The sequence below is a fragment of the Herpetosiphon giganteus genome (genome assembly GCF_016907925.1).
In the GTDB taxonomy this organism is placed as follows: Bacteria; Chloroflexota; Chloroflexia; order Chloroflexales; family Herpetosiphonaceae; genus Herpetosiphon; species Herpetosiphon giganteus.
In genome coordinates, this window is sequence record NZ_JAFBCZ010000031.1 from 1 (window position 1) to 18,382 (window position 18,382).

General features: G+C 52.4%; 18 protein-coding genes. 6 read left to right on the forward strand and 12 right to left on the reverse strand.

Annotated elements, in window-relative coordinates:
* The 5 genes from JOD20_RS21550 to JOD20_RS21570 form a co-directional block, all read right to left on the reverse strand.
* On the reverse strand, positions 1-503 hold a 503-nt coding region (locus JOD20_RS21550; protein WP_204757256.1), incomplete at its 3' end, for a hypothetical protein.
* 20 nt (positions 504-523) lie between these two features.
* Complete coding sequence (locus tag JOD20_RS21555; protein ID WP_204757257.1) at positions 524-1,318, reverse strand: hypothetical protein; 795 nt, start codon at positions 1,316-1,318, stop codon at positions 524-526.
* 156 nt (positions 1,319-1,474) lie between these two features.
* Positions 1,475-1,975, reverse strand: coding sequence for a DinB family protein (locus JOD20_RS21560; protein WP_204757258.1), 501 nt, complete (start codon positions 1,973-1,975; stop codon positions 1,475-1,477).
* Between the two features lie 107 nt (positions 1,976-2,082).
* The gene (locus tag JOD20_RS21565) at positions 2,083-2,859 is read right to left on the reverse strand and encodes an ArsR/SmtB family transcription factor (RefSeq protein ID WP_204757259.1); all 777 of its coding nucleotides are present in this window, start codon (positions 2,857-2,859) and stop codon (positions 2,083-2,085) included.
* Positions 2,860-3,001: 142 nt separating this feature from the next.
* The gene (locus JOD20_RS21570; RefSeq protein ID WP_204757260.1) at positions 3,002-3,508 is read right to left on the reverse strand and encodes a DinB family protein; all 507 of its coding nucleotides are present in this window, start codon (positions 3,506-3,508) and stop codon (positions 3,002-3,004) included.
* 155 nt (positions 3,509-3,663) lie between these two features.
* Between JOD20_RS21570 and JOD20_RS21575 the strand changes: the two genes are divergently transcribed.
* Positions 3,664-4,221 carry a pyridoxamine 5'-phosphate oxidase family protein gene (locus tag JOD20_RS21575; RefSeq protein WP_204757261.1) on the forward strand — a complete coding sequence of 186 codons (558 nt, stop codon included), beginning with the start codon at positions 3,664-3,666 and terminating at the stop codon, positions 4,219-4,221.
* Between the two features lie 43 nt (positions 4,222-4,264).
* On the opposite strand, the gene JOD20_RS21580 is transcribed toward JOD20_RS21575, so the two are convergent.
* The 4 genes from JOD20_RS21580 to JOD20_RS21595 all read right to left on the reverse strand — a co-directional run bounded on the left by JOD20_RS21580 (position 4,265) and on the right by JOD20_RS21595 (position 10,803).
* Positions 4,265-5,023 carry a hypothetical protein gene (locus JOD20_RS21580; RefSeq protein ID WP_204757262.1) on the reverse strand — a complete coding sequence of 253 codons (759 nt, stop codon included), beginning with the start codon at positions 5,021-5,023 and terminating at the stop codon, positions 4,265-4,267.
* An 80-nt stretch (positions 5,024-5,103) separates the two neighbouring features.
* A complete protein-coding gene (locus JOD20_RS21585) occupies positions 5,104-6,072 on the reverse strand; it encodes an HNH endonuclease (protein WP_204757263.1) in 969 nt (322 codons plus the stop codon).
* 97 nt (positions 6,073-6,169) lie between these two features.
* A complete protein-coding gene (locus JOD20_RS21590; RefSeq protein ID WP_204757264.1) occupies positions 6,170-6,922 on the reverse strand; it encodes a response regulator in 753 nt (250 codons plus the stop codon).
* Positions 6,919-10,803, reverse strand: coding sequence for a HEAT repeat domain-containing protein (locus tag JOD20_RS21595; RefSeq protein ID WP_204757265.1), 3,885 nt, complete (start codon positions 10,801-10,803; stop codon positions 6,919-6,921). Before JOD20_RS21595 ends, JOD20_RS21590 begins: the two co-directional genes overlap by 4 nt.
* Before the next feature lie 169 nt (positions 10,804-10,972).
* Here JOD20_RS21595 and JOD20_RS21600 point away from each other — a divergent pair, with 169 nt between their 5' ends.
* The 5 genes from JOD20_RS21600 to JOD20_RS21620 all read left to right on the forward strand — a co-directional run bounded on the left by JOD20_RS21600 (position 10,973) and on the right by JOD20_RS21620 (position 15,719).
* Complete coding sequence (locus JOD20_RS21600; protein ID WP_204757266.1) at positions 10,973-11,872, forward strand: beta/alpha barrel domain-containing protein; 900 nt, start codon at positions 10,973-10,975, stop codon at positions 11,870-11,872.
* A 63-nt stretch (positions 11,873-11,935) separates the two neighbouring features.
* Positions 11,936-12,301: a response regulator gene (locus tag JOD20_RS21605; RefSeq protein WP_012188143.1), complete on the forward strand. Its 366-nt coding sequence runs from the start codon at positions 11,936-11,938 to the stop codon at positions 12,299-12,301.
* A gap of 242 nt (positions 12,302-12,543) precedes the next feature.
* Positions 12,544-13,344, forward strand: a complete 801-nt coding sequence (locus JOD20_RS21610) for a hypothetical protein (protein ID WP_204757267.1) — start codon at positions 12,544-12,546, stop codon at positions 13,342-13,344.
* 50 nt (positions 13,345-13,394) lie between these two features.
* Complete coding sequence (locus tag JOD20_RS21615; RefSeq protein ID WP_204757268.1) at positions 13,395-14,150, forward strand: GNAT family N-acetyltransferase; 756 nt, start codon at positions 13,395-13,397, stop codon at positions 14,148-14,150.
* A 3-nt stretch (positions 14,151-14,153) separates the two neighbouring features.
* Positions 14,154-15,719, forward strand: a complete 1,566-nt coding sequence (locus JOD20_RS21620) for a M1 family aminopeptidase (protein WP_204757269.1) — start codon at positions 14,154-14,156, stop codon at positions 15,717-15,719.
* On the opposite strand, the gene JOD20_RS21625 is transcribed toward JOD20_RS21620, so the two are convergent.
* The 3 genes from JOD20_RS21625 to JOD20_RS21635 form a co-directional block, all read right to left on the reverse strand.
* Positions 15,684-16,655 carry an MBL fold metallo-hydrolase gene (locus JOD20_RS21625; RefSeq protein ID WP_204757270.1) on the reverse strand — a complete coding sequence of 324 codons (972 nt, stop codon included), beginning with the start codon at positions 16,653-16,655 and terminating at the stop codon, positions 15,684-15,686. The genes JOD20_RS21620 and JOD20_RS21625 overlap by 36 nt on opposite strands.
* A 23-nt stretch (positions 16,656-16,678) precedes the next feature.
* Positions 16,679-16,966 carry a (2Fe-2S) ferredoxin domain-containing protein gene (locus JOD20_RS21630; RefSeq protein ID WP_204757271.1) on the reverse strand — a complete coding sequence of 96 codons (288 nt, stop codon included), beginning with the start codon at positions 16,964-16,966 and terminating at the stop codon, positions 16,679-16,681.
* A gap of 199 nt (positions 16,967-17,165) precedes the next feature.
* Positions 17,166-18,359 (reverse strand): sensor histidine kinase, encoded by a 1,194-nt coding sequence (locus JOD20_RS21635; protein ID WP_204757272.1) that lies wholly within the window; start codon positions 18,357-18,359, stop codon positions 17,166-17,168.
* Between the last annotated feature and the right edge of the window lie 23 nt (positions 18,360-18,382).

Genomic DNA, 18,382 nt, shown 5'->3' on the forward strand with positions numbered 1-18,382 from the left:
TGGGAGTCATGGTGGTCCTTTCCTTGGTCTGTTGCATTTCCAAGTATAGTCCACCTGGCTCTCGTTAATTTTGCACCACTTTCGTTATACCACCCATCTCCAGTGCTTCGGCTGGTGTCACTGGTTTGTACCGTTGATTGGTTTGGTTCGTTGGTGTCACTTTCTTTTTCTTGGGCTTGGGCGTGGGCTGCTCGGTTTCTTCCGTAGATGTGTTTGTTGACGGCATATTGGGCCTTCCGTTCATCATCAAGCTGGTCAAAGGTGCCACCATACCGCGATGGTCGATAATCCCCGCTGCCTTTGCGCCACTGCCAATACTTGCCTCGTTCTTTGATTTCTCTGCGCCATTCGAGAATGTTGAATTCATCGAAGAGCAGCGGTAATTGTTCAAAATCACTAGTGTCAGTTGCAAAAACGGTAGTGTCAGTTGGTTCATTGGCTAGTGTCAGTGGGAGATCGGCCAACGATTGGGGTATGGTGCAGCTGGTGTCAGGCTGCACCACATCGGTATCAATCGTTGGCGCTAATCGTTTTTTGGTTGATCAGCAAATCCTTCGTTGTTGGTATAAATGATGGGCGTGGTATCAAAATGTAATTCCTGTGGTTGGTCGATTTGATCATGGGTTTGGCTATGAATTGGCTCGGTTTGATCGTGGTTTGGGGTATTCAATGGTAGCCCAACAATTTGGCGGGTGATTTGCAGCGCTGAGTTATACGCGCCCTGCTCGGCAACCTTCGCAATATCGCTGGCTTGTAATGCCATCATCAGCGATTGCTTTACTTGAGCAATTTGCCGCATGGCAAATTCATGCTCGGCACTGACTCGCGCATATTCAGCTTCACGCATCAAAGCCCGTTTTGAGGTTTCAAGCAACCGATCCGATTGCCGATCCTTTTGTCCATCATCGGCCAGATAGACCAAGCCCCAGCCAAGAATAGTGATAGCTGGGCCAATAAAGGGAATTGCTAATTGCCACATCGTGAAGAAGCTAGACAACTCAAGGTTCTTAATCAGCTGATAGCTGGTGGTAGCATTGATTGCCAGCACCGCAATATCAACCAGCCAAAAGAGGATGCCCACAATGAATTGGGTTCCAGGCGCTAGCCAATAGTGCAATGCGAGTGGAATCAAGCAGGCACTAATGAAGGTTCCCAAAATGCCAATGCCTACTAAGCCACGCATCATGAGTGATTCACTAATATCGCCTAAGGCAAAGCCTACAAGCACTTCCATCATGACAATGGATAGGACGTAAGCCGCGCCGCTGCCAAAGATGATTAACGATTTAATGGATTGCCGGTTATGTTGCTCTAACATAGAATGCCCCTAATATGCTACGTTTCTGACCAGTGGGGTTCGATACGCAGTCCATATTTGGGGCATGGTGAAGTTACGAGTTGGTGGTTGGCTGCCCACCCGGCTCACCAACCAGGGCTGTTGCTGAAAAGCAACGGCCCTTTTGTTATGCCCAAATTAGGCTTCGCGCCGAGCTTGCTGGCCAAGAAACATGTGCAGATGCGCTCCATGTTCTTGGACATGGCGCAGGCTATAGATCATCAGCTCGCCAAATGGCACTTCGCCCCAACTAAATGAACACAACCGTTGGGCTTGTTCGGTGCTGAGATGCATAATTGTGTTTTGGGTGGCCTGACGGCAATGCTCCAAATAGCCGAGCAACTCACTGGGCGTATAAGTCTGGGGTAAGGTTTCATTGTCGCGCATTTCTACCAAGGCAAATGGCGCTGGCGGCATAAAACCTTCTTCAGCGCCAGTTAAATAGAGATCGATCCAAAAGAGCGTGTGATAGGCCAGATACCAAAAGTTGGAAAATCCAGCAGCAACCCATTGATCTGGCTCGTCTGGCCAGAGTTGGCTTTCCCACAAGTGCTCAGGGCAAGCACGAATAGCCTGTTCAAGGTTGGTGATTGCAAGATCAAACTGCCGCCAGAGCATGCTTTGGTCAATAATCCACATTGCTATCAATCCTCCAACTACGTGCTAAAACGCCAACAACGGCTCGCAAAGCGAGAGCCGCTGAGGCGTGAAACATGAACGCTCGTCAGTCGTGCCGAAGCTAATTCCTAGTACTGTTCTGGTAACGACTCGCCGGTTTCCAGCAAGGTCTTGAGGTTGCTGAGAATCCAAGTCCAGCCACCGCTGTTCAGACCTTTATAGGTTGCGGTTTCGCCGTCGAAATCTTCGTGCACAACGGTAACTTTGGTAATGCCGTTGGGCATTGCTTCAAGTTCCCACGTTACTTTGGTTGGGGCATCAGCGTTCATTGGTGGAAATAGTGAATGGTAGCTATGCACCAAACGGTTCGGCGCATCAGCAACCAGCACTTCGCCTTCAACAATCGCCGAACCATCATACATATTGTAGGTAAAGGGCGAACCAATGCTTAAATCGGTTTGCAGCGTTGTGCCATAGTAATAGCGGCTGGTAAACTCAGGCTTGGTAATCGCATCCCATACTTGTTGTTGCGAAGCTTTGATAATTGTTTGATAGACTAATTTTGGTTTTGCTTCACTGGTCATGTTGCTACTTCCTCCTTCAAGTGCCATTTTCAAATCGATTAGTGCCATCGCTCGGTTTGCGGCATATTTGTTCATCCAACGGTCGGAAATGAGCTGGATTGGGACGGGATTGAGGTAGTGCAAGCGCTCGCGACCCACCTTCCGCGTCACAATCAGTCCAGCTTCTTCAAGGACGCGCAGGTGTTTCATTACCCCAAATCTCGTCATCGGCATTGCCGACTCCAACTCTTTGAGCGTGCGGCCATCGCGCTCAAACAGTAGGTCGAGCAGCTGCCGACGGGTTGGGTCGGCGAGGGCCCGAAAGACAAGTTCTTGTTCCATAGCTGTATTATATGTGACTAAATGGTCACATGTCAAGCGTTTTTTAGACCAAATTGAAACTTTTGTGCGAAATTGCTTGGGCGGTGCTAAACCGTACAACGGTCCGCAAGGCTGGGGCCGCTGCTAATGGTATGCGGTTAGATTACGACTGGTTGGCGCTTGCACGGGGTATCCAATCAGCGCCAGGGATATTCTGCTGGCCAAGTACCAAGCTGAGCTGCGCGGCATGCTCCTGAACGTGGCGCATGCTATACAGCAGCAGTTCAAGAAAGCTAGGCTCCATCCATTCAAAAACACAGATTTGTTGGGCTTTGGCTTCAGTCAAGCCTTCAATCGTGGTTTGGCAGCGCTGCCGACAGAGTGCGAGATAGCGCAGCACATCGGCTTTGCTATAAGGCTGATCAGGCAGCTTGCCACGAATAAATGGCGCTGGCGGTGCAAAACCTTCCATCGTGCCAGTCAACAGCAGATCAGTCCAGAAAAGACAGTGATAGGCGACAAACCAAAATTGGCCATAGCGTTGATCGTCATTGTCGGGCCATAGATTGATCGTCCAAAGCTGGGCGGGGCAACGGGTTATCGGGTCTGCAAGCATATCAATCGCGGCCCCATATTGCTGCCAAAGGCTGGTTTTCCAAATGTTATCCATCGTGTGCCTCCTGTAAAAAGCCAGAGATTTTGCTGCATGGAGAGCAAGCAGAATTAAGCTTGGCTAGCAGCATTCGCCATACCAGCATGTGCTGCCAATTGCCCGATAACGTATGATGTTGCTGATTGTTGATTCGCTTGTTGATGGAGGCCAAAATGGCAAAATTGCACCCTGATATAACTGCTGAATTGCAAGCATTTATTGCCCAGCAACCCTTGTTTTTTGTGGCTAGCGCTCCGCTTGCCGCTGATGGTCATGTCAACCTCTCGCCCAAAGGCCTCGATTGCCTGCGGATTCGTTCGCCGCAGCAGGTGGCCTACCTCGATTTAAGTGGCAGTGGCAATGAAACGTCGGCCCATGTGTTGGAAAATGGCCGGATTACCTTGATGTTTTGTGCCTTTACTGGCGCGCCGCGCATTCTGCGCTTATATGGCCGGGGGCGGGTGATTCTGCCGACGATGGCTGAATGGGAAACTGAGTTTGCGCAGTTTCCAGTCTATCCAGGCATTCGCCAAATCGTCGTGGTTGAGGTTGAGCGGGTGCAAACATCGTGTGGTTTTGGCGTGCCCTTGATGGATTTGGTTGGCCAACGCGATACGGCCTTGCGCTGGGCTGAAGCTAAAGGCGAACAAGGCCTAGTCGATTATCGCGCCGCGAAAAATATGGCGAGCATCGATGGTTTGCCAACCCATTTGGCTACAGAGCTTGATTAACGTTCAAAGCCCGCAGATCAATCGTGATCTGCGGGCTAACGATTTATTTGGGGCTAATCGTCCAATCGCCATCGGCCTGCACATCCCATAAACATGGACCTTCGCTGAATTTGACAATTGCTGAGCCATCAACTGTGCCAATTTCGTTTTGGGCATAATCCATGCCGCCTTGACATGTGACTTGAACGATAAAATTGCTATCGCCATTATGGCTAAATTGGAATGGAATTGGCCCTTCTTTGGTTGGCATAAACAGGCCGCTGACCAGATCGCCTGTGCCGCTGAAGCCATTCGCTGCCGCTTGATCAAGGGCGATGGGCACAATTTCGACTGTCCATTCGCCATCGGCATTGATTTCCAAGAAGCTGCTGCTATCGCCATACAGCACGCGCGACCCAGTGTAGCGGCCAATTTCGTTGACCAAATAGCTTTCGTCGTTGCCAGTGTAGGCTTTGACAATAAAGTTGCGTCGCCCAGTGTGGGTTAATTTAATGATACTAACTGGACTAGGCGGCATAAACGGATCAGTGACAGTTTGACCAACGCCGCTCAGCACAACTGGCTCAGGAATTGGCGTGGCGGTCGCGGTTGGTCGCGGCGTGCGAGTTGGCTTGGGCTTAGCGGTCGGGCGGGGTGTGTTGGTCGGACGCGGTGTGCGCGTTGGTTTGGCGGTTGGCTCATCGGTTGGCTCTGCCTGGGCTACTTGGGCCACACTCGCCGCCGATTCGATTTGCTGGCCAGTTGTTTGACCACAAGCCAGCAATAGCAAACTGATCACCATAAAACCAAGAAAACGTTGCATCGATGAACTCCTTCAATACTTTCACTTATTGTTGGAGCCACTTTAGCAACGCTCTAAGGCACAAATGTGGATTATCAAGCTTATTTGCGATAGATATTTTGATTATGCCAAACCAGCGCATGTTCATTTGGGTAAAGCTGCTTTTGCTGAGGCAATTGGATTGGCTGGTGAGCAAACATCAATACCGATTGATTGGCTGCTGGTTGCTCATCAACGAGGCGTGAAATTTGGATCTGATAATTTGGCGTGATGGTCAACAAGCCTTGATCAAACAGCCAATGATGTAAGCCACATAACGAAACTCCATTGCGCGGATCATCGTTGTAGCTCTGGCTCCATGGAATAATATGCGCGGCCTCAACGGCACTGCGACCTTCTGGAGTTACAATCCGAATGCCACAAATTGCACAACAATAATCATAATTTGGCACAACGACCCGCCGAAAAGCGCTTGAGCGAACTTCGACCAGATAAGGCGTATCGATTGCTGGAATTTCGCGAAATGTGCGTTGGCTGTGCGCAACTAGAAGATCTGCGTAGCTGAATATGGCGGTATTCATTTGGGCAATTGTGGTGAGCGCTGGCCGTAATTCGGCTGCAAAATAGGTTTGAATTAGGCTTTGGCGTAATTGTTCGCGGGTAGCATTCTGTTGAAGCAATTCAAATAAGGCTTGATCAAGCCTTGCGCCAAGCACAAGCTGGTTTAATTGGCTGATCGTTTTGATGTCGGTTGTCGCTGCTAGGCGTTGCTCCATCCCTGGCTGGGCTTGCAAATGCCAAAAGCCCTCACTTTTAAGGTAGAAAAATGGCTGAATTGGATTAGTAAATTTCGTCGAATCAAACAAAATCTGCCAATAGCGATCGAAGGTTTCAAGCAACGCATCGGAATATTCGATAAAATTATGCGTGATTGTGCCCGTTGCAATCAAATCGCTGACGGCAAGCAGCATGAATGGCTTATAGGGCGCACGAAAATAAGTGCTTTCTGGCCACGATTGGGCTGGCGAGAGCCTCAGCTTTTCAAAAGCCCGTTGATAAAATTCAAGCATCCATCATCCCTCAATGCTACAAGCGCTTTGTGCTTACTATGCAGCTTGGAGCGCAGCTTGTCAATGCTTTGAGGTTGGAATGCGATGCTTGGCGTGCTTACCACAACATCACCAGCACAATCACAATGATGCAACTGACAGCAACCAGCCATGGCCAATTGCGGCGCGGATGATATTCTGGCGAGGCTAAATAGACTTGCTGAGCATGGGCAAAGATTGGTCGGGCATCGACCTGCAATAATTCACAATATTGCAGCAGCAAGGGTTTAATTTGCTTCAAGGGAATTTGCATAAACGAACCTTGTTCGATTGCTTGCAAATAATCCCAGCGAATGCCGGTGCGACGCTCGGCAGCGTATAAGCTGAGGCCAGCTTTTTGGCGTGCCTCGCGGAGCAGTGCTGCGCCGCTTGGGCTGCGAATTGGCGCTGCTTCTGGTTGCTCAATCTGCACATTTGGCGTTGCTTGGGCTGGTTCAAGCAAGGCTTGGCGCTGCATTAAGCGTTGCACGCGGGCAATTAATTGGGCTTGGCTGAATGGCTTGGTCAAATAATCATCAGCGCCCAAATTCAGCCCTCGCACCACATCATCATCGCTGGCCTTGGCGGTGAGCATTAAAATTGGCACATTGCTTTCAGCCCGAAACTGTTGGCACAATTCCCAGCCACTCAAATCGGGCAACATCACGTCCAATAAAATGATCTGGAAGCAATCGCTGGCCCATAGCCGCAGCGCTGCCATGCCCGTGTTTGCCAGCATGGCCTGCCAGCCAGCCTCACGCAAGTGCATCAGCAACAAACGCCCAATCGCTGGATCATCTTCGACAACTAAAATGTGGGCCGAGCCATTCACGCTGCCTCCTGCAAGAGCGGCAGATCGAGCAGGACTGCCAAGGCCCAGGCACTGCTCGCAGGATCAGCGCTTTCGGCCAGCTGACTTAAACTGAGCATCGTGGTTGGCTCGTTGCGCCAAGCCCGCAAGCCTGCAATCGCCCGCCGCCTCAACATCAGCGGTGTCGTTTGATCGGCGGCTAAGGCCTCGACATCGCCTAACACTGGTGTATAACGAGCTTGACATAAACTACTCAGGGCGAGACTGCGAATTGCCAGCGCTTCGCGATCGTTGTGCAGCAATTCGGCTAAGTGCTGCAAGGTTGCTTCGTCGTCGGCCTCGGCCAAGGCTTGAGCCACCCGCAAGCGCAATGGCAACGGGTTGTGGGGCCGCAAAAATTCCAACGTATCGAGCGGCGTTTTGGCTGCTACCAACAGAATTTCCAGCGCCAACAAACGGGTGCCAATCGAGCCACTTTTAGCGAGTTCGCGCACCAAGCCAAGATGAATCGCGCCTTCAAGCTCCAACAATACTCGCAGCGCATGCAGCCGAATCCGCGTGCTTTTGCCGCCAGCTTGGGCCAAGCGATTGAGCAAGGCAATTGCGGTTGGTTCCTGTAAGAAGCGCAAGCCATCCATCGCTGGAATCGCCAAGCTTGGGCTATCGTGCTGGGCGTAGCGCAAAAACAAGGCAATCGATTCGCGATCAGCCACGCGGCCTAAGCAGCGCAACGCTGCCGCCGCGACCTCGACGATTGGCCGTGGGTCGCGCAAAATCTGGCGCACCGTGTTCAAGCTGGCCTCAGAAACTGGGGCCACCAAGCAATCCAAGGCGGCGACATGCAAAGCTGGCTCGGCATTATTGGAAGTCAACAAGGCCAACATCAAGCCTTCGCTATGGGCCATGTGCAATTTGTGGAAACTATGCACTGCATCAACCCGCAAACTGAGCGGCGTATGATCATCAACAATCATGGTTTCGAGCAAGGGCGCAAGATGATTATCGCCACTCAGCGCGGTGAGCATCGCGCTACGGGTTTGCGGATCAAGCTGATTATTGATCAACATTTGGTGCAAACTTGGCTTTGGTTGGGCTTGTTGGCTCAAGGTATTGGCGGCAACCCAGCGCAACAATGGCTGACCTGTGCCAACGGTTTGGGCCAATTCATACTCCGCATCGCAATTGGCCAATTGCGCCGCCACCACGGGCGCGACGGTGAGACTATAGCGATCTGGATTGCCAGTCAAGGCCTCATACAAGACCGAGCGTGCAGCCGACCCACCAATGCTGCTCAGCGCTTGAGCGGCTGCTGACCTCACATTATGCACTTCGCAGCCAACTAATTCGGCGAGGCTGGTTGGCGGGTCGGCGCTGGTATTGCCAACCGCCAACGCTTCGGCCCAACGCCATTGCAAGGCGGGCGAAAAACTCGCAACTGGCCATTGCTGTGGCGCTTCGTGCAAATAGCCCATGGGCAATTCTTGTTGCCAAGCAAGCTCTAATTGCTGGGGCAATTCGCCAATGATAATCGTGCGCAAGGCCCAAATGCCACTTTCGTCGTGGCGCGTGCCAAGCCCGACAATTGCCGCGAGCAAGGCTTGCAAATCGTGGCGTTCGTGCTCGACAATGCCCGCCAACACTGCTTGAGCTTCGTCATTTTTTAGATTTGCCAGCGTGCTGATTGCCGCAGCCCGCACCATAAACGCCGTTTGATCGCAGGCGAGGCTCAGCAAGCGTGGCAGTAATAATGGCTGGGTTTGCGGATCGCTGCGATAGATAATTCCGCTGCGTAGCGCATTGCCCAGCTGTGGCTGTTCGAGTAGCCGAATCAAGCGCTCGCTGGTTTCATTTTGGCGTTGCAAAATCGTTTGGGCTGCTTCCAAGCGGGCTGCCAAAGGCAATTGCGAGGTCACAACCCGCAGCAATAACGGATTCGCGCCACTGCGCTCGAAGCGCATCAGTTCGTGCAAAGCCTCGTAGCGGGCTGTCCAATGCACATCGTCGCCGAGCACCAAGCGCCCCAAAGCGCGTACTGCCAAACTTGGCGTTGCCTGCAACAAGGCTTGCCGTGCTGCGGCCCGCAACGGCGCGCTGGCAGCAGTACAAGCATTCAACAAGGCTGGCGCAGTGCGTTCGGTCGCGCAGCCCTGCAAGGCCAGCGAGGCATGCAAATGCACCTGCTGATCCAAATCATGGTCATCGAGCAAGGCGCTGGCGGTGGCTACAACAAAGCGTGCGCCGTTTGGCTCGCAGTGTAAATAGAAAATAATCCGCCCAGCGTGCAATTGATCTTGTAAGTAGGTTCGGCCTGTATGGCTGTTGTGGGCGAGCAGATAATTGACCAACAACTGGCCCCAATCATCGTGCTGACGTTGGGCTAGGCTAATCAAGCGTGGCGTTAATTGAGGATCATGCATGGCAAATAGCTGTTGGGCAGCACTTTGGCGGGTGCTATAGCTCAGCCGACTATCACCCAACATATCCAATAAATAATTGAGCGCCAGATGGCTGGGCATCGTGCGCACGACGTTCAGCGCCCAAGCCTCGCCTTCGGAGCCGTTGCTGAGTTGCTCGGCCAGCGTGGCGCTGACCACACTTTCCATACTTTCTAGCAACTGCCAAATTTGCTCGCTATAGGCTGGCTCATGGCGCGCCACATGGACTAAGGCCCGAATAATTGCCGCGCTCCAGCCTGCAATCGGCACATGATGTTCGCGTAAGCAGCGCCCAAGTAACACCACCCGTTCGCTGGTTAGCGGGCTTGTGCCACGAATTGCGTTGTAGAGCGGAGCTGGGTCGGCCAAAAGGCCAGCGGTCAAGGGCAATAATTCATGCCACAATGGGTTTTCCAAATCGAAATCGTGCCATGCGTGATGGGCTGCTAAGTGCAAGGCTGCACAAAACAAGGCAAACAACGGCGAGCGAAAACGCACCAGCCCGCGCTGATCAACCTGTACCAAGCCATTGAGTGCCACCAAACTTGGTTGCAACCAATAGACTGATTTAATCTGTTCGCCTTGGAGCCAGGCATAGCCCAAACCTGCCAATGCCGTGCGCACTTTGGGCAAATCGCCACCAGCCACTGGCCGCAGGGCGCGATCAACGGCGGCAGCATACATGCGCACGCGATTGGCCGAAAAGCCATGGGTTGGGTAGGTCGCGGCCAAAATGGCCACATCGGCGAAGCGCTCGGCCACCAACCGCCCGCGACCATCATTTAATAATGGCGGCAGCAGCAGGGCAGGTTCCTCGTTGGGCAATAAATGGCGCAACCATTGCTCCAAAATTGGCGCATCAGGCGCTTGCACCTGCCATGTTTGCCAACCATTCCAGTTTGGGTTGCTACTATGATCGGTCGCAACCACCGAGAGCGCGGGATAGCGCTCAGTCAAATCAAACAACCAGTTGCGCCAATGCTCAGCGATGTGGGGCTGCGCTTCCTCAAGATCATCGAGTAGCAACATCCATTTGCCAGAAGCCAAGCCACGCTCAATGCCCAAACGATCGTTGGCAAAGCCAGCTTCGGCCAAGGTGCGGGCCAGCGTCGCATCAGGCGATTCGGTGGCGCTGGGCACATGCAGCAAAATTGGAAACAAGCCTGGTAAGCGTTCTTGGGTAGCGCACCAGTGCAAGAGCATATTGATTAATACCAACGAACGCCCGCTGCCCAAGCTGCCAACCAAGCGAATTCTATGGTCGAGTTCGAGCGCTTGCCAAAGATTGGCGTGTTGGCCACTGGCGGGGATTGGGCTTAGTTGCAACACCAAACTGCCGATTGTTGGCAGCACGCGGGCGGGAAAACGCTCGGCCCAACGTGCCTGCACATAGCGAGCATAGCTACGCTGGCGTTGGGCACGCCGGAGCCGAGGTAACAACAATCGATCAAATGGTGCAATCGCCATAATCTGCCACTCCTTGCTTGGATAGTTCTAGGGTACTCGTTTGGAGCGGCTGGCTCAATTAAAATAAATTACAGTTCGGTGACACTCGGCTATTTTAGCCGTTTTTTGGGCCTAAACAGCTTGTCAAAGCCGCTCGCTTCGGCGCACAATAGCAGCGGAGGTTTTGACCATGCTACGTCTTTTTTCAGCGATTCAACTAGGAACACTCGGCCTAACCAATCGCTTGGTCGCTACGCCTGGCCCAAGCCGATTTAGCCATGGCGGAGGCTTTCTCAATCGGAGCCTGATTTTGGAATATGGGCGCTGGAGCAGTTATGGCATTGGCTTGATCATCAGCGAGCCAGTCTTGGTGCAACCAAACCCAAATCTAGCCAAACCTGCCTTGAGCGCCGATGCGCATATTCAGGCCTTTCGTAATTTGAACCAATGCTTGCACGAATATCAAAGCCAGTGCTTGCCACTCTTGCAGCTTGCCAGTCAACCAGAACCAATGCTTCAGCCAACCCATTGGCCCAGCTTGCGCGAACAATTGCTGTTTGCTGCATGGCGCGCCTATGCAGCGGGCTGCCCAGGTGTGGTAATTGATGCCAATGCTGGCTCGTTCTTTCATCAAATGCGGGTCAGTAAACAAGTGCCGCCAACCTCGCGTAGCCAGCTGTTGCTCGAAAGCATCGAGGCGATTCGTGGCTGGCTCGGACGACGCTTTGTGGTTGGCGTGCGCTTGGTCGTCGATGATCTCGTGCCCGATGGCGTGAGTTTGCAGGAAAGTCGGGTGCTGGCCCACGAATTGGTGGCGGCGGGCGTTGATCTCTTAGATATTGTAGTTGGGCGCTCGGTTGCACCAATTGCCCAATTTCCTGGCTGGCAAATTCCGTTGGTGGCGGGCATTCGTAGCATTGTTGATGTGCCATTAATTGCCCATGGCATGCTTGGCGACCCGTGGATTGCCGAAGATATGTTGCGCGAAGGCTGTGCCGATTTGGTGGGCCTTGAAGCAGCGATTTCGGCCACCCCGCATTGGCCAATTTGGGCGCGCCAGCAACTCGAACGTGGCGTTGAAGCAGCATGACGGGAGCCAGCCTGCGCCATGGTATAATAGCCAAACCATGGCGCTGAAAGAAGGATCGAAGATATGGCAAAAACAATCTTCATCATGGATGATGATCTCGCACTCCAAATGGTGATGGAGATCGCCTTGCGCGAGGTCGGCTATGAAGTCGTGCTGGCGAATAACGGAGTCGAGGGCATTGCCCAACTTGAAACCTTAAAACCTGATCTGATTATTTCAGACATTATGATGCCAGAGATGGATGGGGTTGAGGCATTCAATCAAATTCGCGAGCGGATACAGGATGAAGGCATTCCTATGGTGATCGTCACGGCGCTTAATCGTAAGCCATGGTTCAGCGACCTTGAAGAAGAGGGCGCTGTTATTTTACAAAAGCCGTTCGAGGTCGATACATTCATCGACTTAATCAACACCATGGTGAGTGATTAGTGTTCTTTTTGTGCCGACCAGTGCGACCATGTTCGTCGCGATGGTCTCATTCTCTAGTGTAATTCGCCTATTTTTACGACGATACCCCTTGCGGTTAAGCAAACCCAAGGGGCTTTTGTTGCCCAAAATTGGCCAATTGGGAAAATTGCCCAATTTCTCATCCAAAATTCTTTTGATTTTTGCCCCTGAATATGATAGCGTAGCAAGCGACGAACAAACACTCGCCCTATGGAGGCTTTGCGATGAGTGATCGCCCAAATGAAGATAAGAAATTGCACGATCCAAAAGCAACAGTGCAGTTAACCGCTGACGATTTGGCCGCCATGCGAGCCGAATTGCAACAAGAAAAAGATAAAGCTAATCAATTTGCCACCACGCGTTTGAATGAGGCCGATGCTGCGCCGTCAACCAACAAGAAGTTGGAAAATCCATATGCGACTGTCCAACTCAATCCTGAGGAGATGGCAGCTTTACGCGCTGAAGCATTGCGAGTTAAAGCCGAAGCCCAAGCAGCTCAGGCAGCCCAAGCGGTTCAAGCTGCGCCAGATAATGTTAGCTCAATGCGCGGTGGCGCGGTGGCGAACACTCCGGCAGCTCCTACCACGCCTCAATCGTTCCCTGATCAAACGGTGATTATGAGCCCAGGTCAGGCCCGCGCCCAATATGGCAATGTGCCAGTTGATCAATCGTATCCAGCTCAAGCGCAAAACCAATACGCACCACCAGCGCAAAACCAATACGCGCCACCAGCCCAAAATCAATATGCGCCGCCAGCCCAAAATCAATATGCAGCGCCAGCCCAAAATCAATACGCGCCACCAGCCCAAAATCAATATGCGCCACCAAGCCAACAAGGCTATGGCCAAGGCCAGAATTATCAAACCGTGCAGCAAAGCTATAATCCGCCAGCCCAAGGCGGCTTTACAGCACCCCCAGCGCCGCTCAACAACGAGAATTTCTTCCAAAAGTATGGAATTTATCTGTTGATTGGCTTTGGAGCAACCTTGATCGTTGCAGCTATTTTGCTGCTGGTGGTTGGTTAATAGTTCTAAGCGAGCAGGCTTAACCTGCTCGCTTTTTTTTAAGGCGTTGCATGATTGAGCTATTGCAGTCAATTGAAGCAAGTGTGCAGCAGGTCGCTAGCGAAGTTTGTACCCCAATTCAGATGCCGCCGTTTGTGGCCTTGATTCACCCTGATGATCCAGCGCCATGGTTTAATTATGCTATGCCAGTTGCGTCGCTTGCAACTGCTGCGGCCAATTTGCCCGCCCTGCGCCAAGTGTTTGAGCAACATCAACGCCAATTGCGCTTTGAATGGACGCGCGAGCTATGGCCAGAATTAGAACCACTGTTGCAAGCAGCTGGCATCAAGGTCGACTATATCAATCCGCAGATGATTTGCCCGCCTGAGCAGTTTAAGCCCTACCATAACCCCGATATTGAGTTGCGTTGGCTGACAACCGCCGATGATTTGGCGCTCTATCGCCAAGTGACAAGGTTTGGTTTTGGCGATTATGCAGCAATTGGCCAAGCTGATGTTGATAGTTTGCACACTGCTTTGGACGATGGTTGGTGTTATGCTATGGCACTGATTGAGGGCGAATTAGCAGCGGTTGGTGGCTATAAACCCACCAGTTCCGGCGTGGTCGAATTGGTGGCGATTGCGACGCTGCCTGTTTGGCGACGACGCGGGGCGGCGGCGAGTTTGACCAGTTTTTTGGTTGCCGACCATTACGCTAAGGCTGGCAAATTGGCATTTTTGTTTGCCGCCGATGCAATTGCCCAAGCAACCTATGCCAAAATTGGCTTTCAACAAATTGCCACCCATTTGGCAGCAACCGAGGAGTAGCTCATGCGCCGTTGGCTTTATCTGGGGTTTGTATTGATGGTCGTTGGCTGTGGCCAAGCACCTGCCACAAACAGCAATCAAGCAGCGCTTGCCAACCCAACCGCCGAGCCAACGCTGATTAATCTCAATGCATTAATCACGTGGGAGCCAGTGCCAGCCTATACGCCGCCAGTGCCAACCCCAACCTCGCTGCCAATTCCAGTTCAACCAACGCCAATTGCTGATGCGTGGCCAGCTGAGCAAGCAAGTGCACTGCGCCCAGCATTTACCAGCGATGCCACCAACCAAAGCATGCCACGTTATGCCATGCAGATCACGCTCGATCCGGCGGGAGGCAGCTACAGCGGTAGCCAAGTTATTACCTATACCAATACAACTGGCGCGAGCATCGATAGTTTGGTTTTGCGCTCGTACCCTAACTTTCCGCCCGATGTGCAAGGTGATGGCGGCGACACAACCCTGAATGTAACCAAGGCCTGGAGTAACGCTGGCGAACTCACGATTAATCGCGAAGCCGAAAATACGGCCTTTCGAATTAAGCTCGCCAGCACGCTTGCGCCCAATCAACAAGTTGTGATCAACACAAGCTTTGCTGGCACAATCAAGGCTTGGCCCGATGGCTCGTATCCCTTGCTTTCGGCCTACCCAATGCTGGCGGTTTGGGATGCTGCGGCCAACGATTGGCGCATGGATGTGACCCGCTTCCCTGATCGGGTCTTGGCGGAAACGGCGCTGTATTGGGTCGAACTGAGCTTGCCCGCCGAGCTTAAGGTGATTGGCGCTGGCAGTTTACTGCGTCAAAATGCCGATCGCAGCGTTCGCACCTACGTGAGCGGGCCAGTTCGCGAATGGGCTGCCGCAATTGGCAAGTTTTCAAGTAGCAGCACGCTGCTTGATGACATTGAAGTGACCGCCTATGGCCCCGAGTATCTTGACCTTGAGCGAGTGCGCGAGATGGCGGTGGGTGCTTTGCGCAGCTATCAAGCCAAATTTGGCGCGTACCCCTATCGCAAACTCGATTTGCATGTGATGCCGTGGGATAGTCGGGGCGGCATCGAATATCCTGCCTATACGATTATTCTGGTTGATTCGGTGGTTAATCGCGAGATTGATTATGTGGTGTTCCACGAGGTTGCGCATCAGTGGTGGTATGCCATGTTGGGCAATGATATTTATCGCGAGGCTTGGCTCGATGAGGCTTTGGCCAATTATCTGACCTACGTTGCAACCCAAGATGTGCTTGGTCAAGCCGCCGCCAACAGCTATTACAGCGGCGAAATCGAGCGCCTAGAGCGCAAGAATCAAGCCAATGGCAACTGGCCAGCAGGCTTAGCGATTAACGAATATCCCTCATTCAACAGCTATTATCGCGCAGTCTATGGCAAAGGCGCGGCGATGCTGCATCAACTGCGCATCAAGCTTGGCGATCAAGCCTTCTTCCAAGGCCTTACTCAACTCCACACCCAGCAACGCTATCAGATTATCAGCCGCAGCGATTTCCAAGCTGCCATGGAGCAAAGCAGCAGCCAAGCGCTAGGCGAGTGGCTGGATCGCTGGCTCAACTGGTGAGAACGATTGGCCTTGCGAGCGTTCGTTGATTTTGGCCAATAAATCGACCTGCATGCCTTCGCGGGCCACAAATGCCAAGGGATAGACCGCTTGGGCATCGGCCTCGATCTGGTCGATTTGGCTATCGGTGTGGGCTGGCTCGTGATGAAATAAGGCAATTTGCTTAATATTCGCCACATGCGCCAATTCGATTGCCATTTCCCATGTGCTATGGCCCCAGCCTTGGCGGCTGGCCTTGGGGTTGGCATATTCGGTTGGCGTATAGTGGGCATCGTGGATAATTAATTCGCTATCACGGGCAAAATTCGCCAAGCGTTGATCGGTGCCAATATACGATTCAATATCGGTGGCGTAGACCGCGCTGACTCCATTTTGCTCAACCCGATAGCACATCGAGCCGCCACGAGGGTGGCCTAACGAATGATAGGCGCGAATTTCCACCGCGCCAACAGGACATTGCTCATGCTCATCGTTGGCAATCCGCAGCGGCGTAGGCGCGTCTGCATTCCACCACAAACGCTCGCCACCTTCAATTAACAAGGTGCGACGGCGGGCCAACAAGCCTGGGCGTTCAGCCAGCATTGAGTGCGATGAAGCGCTGGCCAACAATTCCCAAACCCGATCTTGGTAAAGATTCCACGGAGCCACGATATAGATCATCTGATCTTCGCGGTAGAGCGGGGGGAAATGCGGCAGGCCTTGAATATGATCATGGTGATAATGGGAAAGCAAAATCAAAATTGGGCGGGGATTGACTTGGTTTAATAATTGATGCCCAAGCTCCACAATGCCAGTGCCAGCATCAAAAATCAATTGCTGGCCTGCTACGCGCATTTCAACACACGAAGTATTGCCACCTGTTTTGCTAAACTCAGCGCCAGTGCTAGGATGACTGCCGCGCACTCCCCAAAATTGGGTTACAAATTCCTGCGTCATGAGTGCCCTCGATGTTGCAATGCTTACTCGTCACGTAATTCTACGATAGGGGTATTGGTTAAGAGATGTTCATGCACAATTCGGTTAATCGCTGTGCCATTGAGTTGGCAATAGACGACCCGTCCGGGCTGAATGATTGCATTTGGGCCACGTTCACAGCGACCAAGGCAGTTGCTCAGACGTATTTCAACGGTTGCGTATAAATCGGCAGCAGCAAGTGCGTGCTCAAAACTGCGTTGCACCTCGGCCAGTTGGCTTCCACAGTGCAACCCATGACAAAGATAGATGCGATACGTTGATTGCTGATTCATTCAGTTTGCTATTTCACCCGTTCTCTATGGGTATGATAGGCCAGCGCCTAGCTGCTGTCAACAGCAATCTACCCCTATTTTGGGTATAACCACGCTTTTTTAATTTTAGCCCAATCCCCATAATCTGCTAGCAGCGCTCGTTAATTGCTGCTTAAATAGCCAAGCTCTCAGGCTTATTTGGCCCGAGAGCTTGCAGCATTTATTGATGATTGACTGGCAGTTGTAGGGTGAATGTGCTGCCAACGCCGACGGTGCTTTCGAGGGCAACCGTGCCGTTGTGGGCCTCAGCAACGTGTTTGGCAATTACTAGGCCCAAGCCCGCTCCGCCAACGCTGGCCAAGGTATCATCCAAGCGCACAAATGGCTCGAAAATGCGTTCGAAATCGGCTTCGGGAATGCCCACGCCATTATCGCGAATCGAAACCCGCACCAATTGATCATCTTGATAGACCGAAACTTGAATCACGCCGCCAGCATTGGTGTATTGGCTGGCATTCTCCAGTAAGTGGCGCACTGCATTATCAACGCCATGTACATCCATATTGATCATCAAAGGCGTTTGGATGCCGCCAACATAGATATTGCGCACCAAGGTTTGGTTTTTCTCGCCAAAGGTTGGTTGCATATCGTTGCAAATCGATTGCACCACGCCGCGCAAATCTGCTTGGGCAAAATCCATTTGGTTGGAGCGCACTTGTTGCAGGTAAATCAGGTCGTTGATATGACGTAACAGCCGCGTGCTGTTGCGTTTCATCAATTCCAAGGCTTCGCGTTGGCCATCGTTAACGGGGCCAAGCGCTTGCATGTTCAGCAAATCCAGGTAGCCGTGAATGACGGTTAATGGCGTGCGCAGCTCGTGTGAGATCGTCGCCAAGAAATCGTTTTTGGCCTGATCAAGCCGTGTCAGCCGCGTATTGGCATGCTCCAACTCGCGCACATGCGATTCCAAGCGCCCGACCAGTTGTTGGCTATATTCGCGCATGACGCTCGGTGCTTCGGCGGTTTCCAACAGCTCACGCGTGCCGCCAATGTAGCTGGCCACCAAATCGGGCAAGGCGCGCGGGTCGATTGGCTTGGAGATGTAGCCATCGCAGCCAGCAGCCAAGGCCCGTTCGCGATCGCCAGGTGTGGTGTTGGCGGTCAAGGCCACGATTGGCACATCTGCAAGTTGCGGCGTGGCTTTGAATTTGGTGGTTAATTCGTAGCCATTCAAGCCTGGCAAATTAATATCCATCAGAATCAAATCTGGGCGATCAGTTTGGGCCGATTTCCAACCTTCGTTGCCGTCATTGGCGATGATAATCTGATAGCCACGGGTTGCAAGTACCCGCCGAACCAAGCGTTGATTATCGTGATTATCTTCAATGTAGAGAACCCGCGTCGAACCTGCCATGACGGTTATTTCCTTCTAACTAG

What these genes read in the sequence shown, in the direction of transcription:
- JOD20_RS21570 (WP_204757260.1), bottom strand. Translation starts at nt 3,508, where the DNA reads ATGGATAACATTTGGAAAACCAGCCTTTGGCAGCAATATGGGGCCGCG.
- JOD20_RS21635 (WP_204757272.1), bottom strand. Translation starts at nt 18,359, where the DNA reads ATGGCAGGTTCGACGCGGGTTCTCTACATTGAAGATAATCACGATAAT.
- JOD20_RS21565 (WP_204757259.1), bottom strand. Translation starts at nt 2,859, where the DNA reads ATGGAACAAGAACTTGTCTTTCGGGCCCTCGCCGACCCAACCCGTCGG.
- JOD20_RS21600 (WP_204757266.1), top strand. Translation starts at nt 10,973, where the DNA reads ATGCTACGTCTTTTTTCAGCGATTCAACTAGGAACACTCGGCCTAACC.
- JOD20_RS21595 (WP_204757265.1), bottom strand. Translation starts at nt 10,803, where the DNA reads ATGGCGATTGCACCATTTGATCGATTGTTGTTACCTCGGCTCCGGCGT.
- JOD20_RS21630 (WP_204757271.1), bottom strand. Translation starts at nt 16,966, where the DNA reads ATGAATCAGCAATCAACGTATCGCATCTATCTTTGTCATGGGTTGCAC.
- JOD20_RS21610 (WP_204757267.1), top strand. Translation starts at nt 12,544, where the DNA reads ATGAGTGATCGCCCAAATGAAGATAAGAAATTGCACGATCCAAAAGCA.
- JOD20_RS21555 (WP_204757257.1), bottom strand. Translation starts at nt 1,318, where the DNA reads ATGTTAGAGCAACATAACCGGCAATCCATTAAATCGTTAATCATCTTT.
- JOD20_RS21620 (WP_204757269.1), top strand. Translation starts at nt 14,154, where the DNA reads ATGCGCCGTTGGCTTTATCTGGGGTTTGTATTGATGGTCGTTGGCTGT.
- JOD20_RS21605 (WP_012188143.1), top strand. Translation starts at nt 11,936, where the DNA reads ATGGCAAAAACAATCTTCATCATGGATGATGATCTCGCACTCCAAATG.
- JOD20_RS21615 (WP_204757268.1), top strand. Translation starts at nt 13,395, where the DNA reads ATGATTGAGCTATTGCAGTCAATTGAAGCAAGTGTGCAGCAGGTCGCT.
- JOD20_RS21575 (WP_204757261.1), top strand. Translation starts at nt 3,664, where the DNA reads ATGGCAAAATTGCACCCTGATATAACTGCTGAATTGCAAGCATTTATT.
- JOD20_RS21625 (WP_204757270.1), bottom strand. Translation starts at nt 16,655, where the DNA reads ATGACGCAGGAATTTGTAACCCAATTTTGGGGAGTGCGCGGCAGTCAT.
- JOD20_RS21585 (WP_204757263.1), bottom strand. Translation starts at nt 6,072, where the DNA reads ATGCTTGAATTTTATCAACGGGCTTTTGAAAAGCTGAGGCTCTCGCCA.
- JOD20_RS21580 (WP_204757262.1), bottom strand. Translation starts at nt 5,023, where the DNA reads ATGCAACGTTTTCTTGGTTTTATGGTGATCAGTTTGCTATTGCTGGCT.
- JOD20_RS21560 (WP_204757258.1), bottom strand. Translation starts at nt 1,975, where the DNA reads ATGTGGATTATTGACCAAAGCATGCTCTGGCGGCAGTTTGATCTTGCA.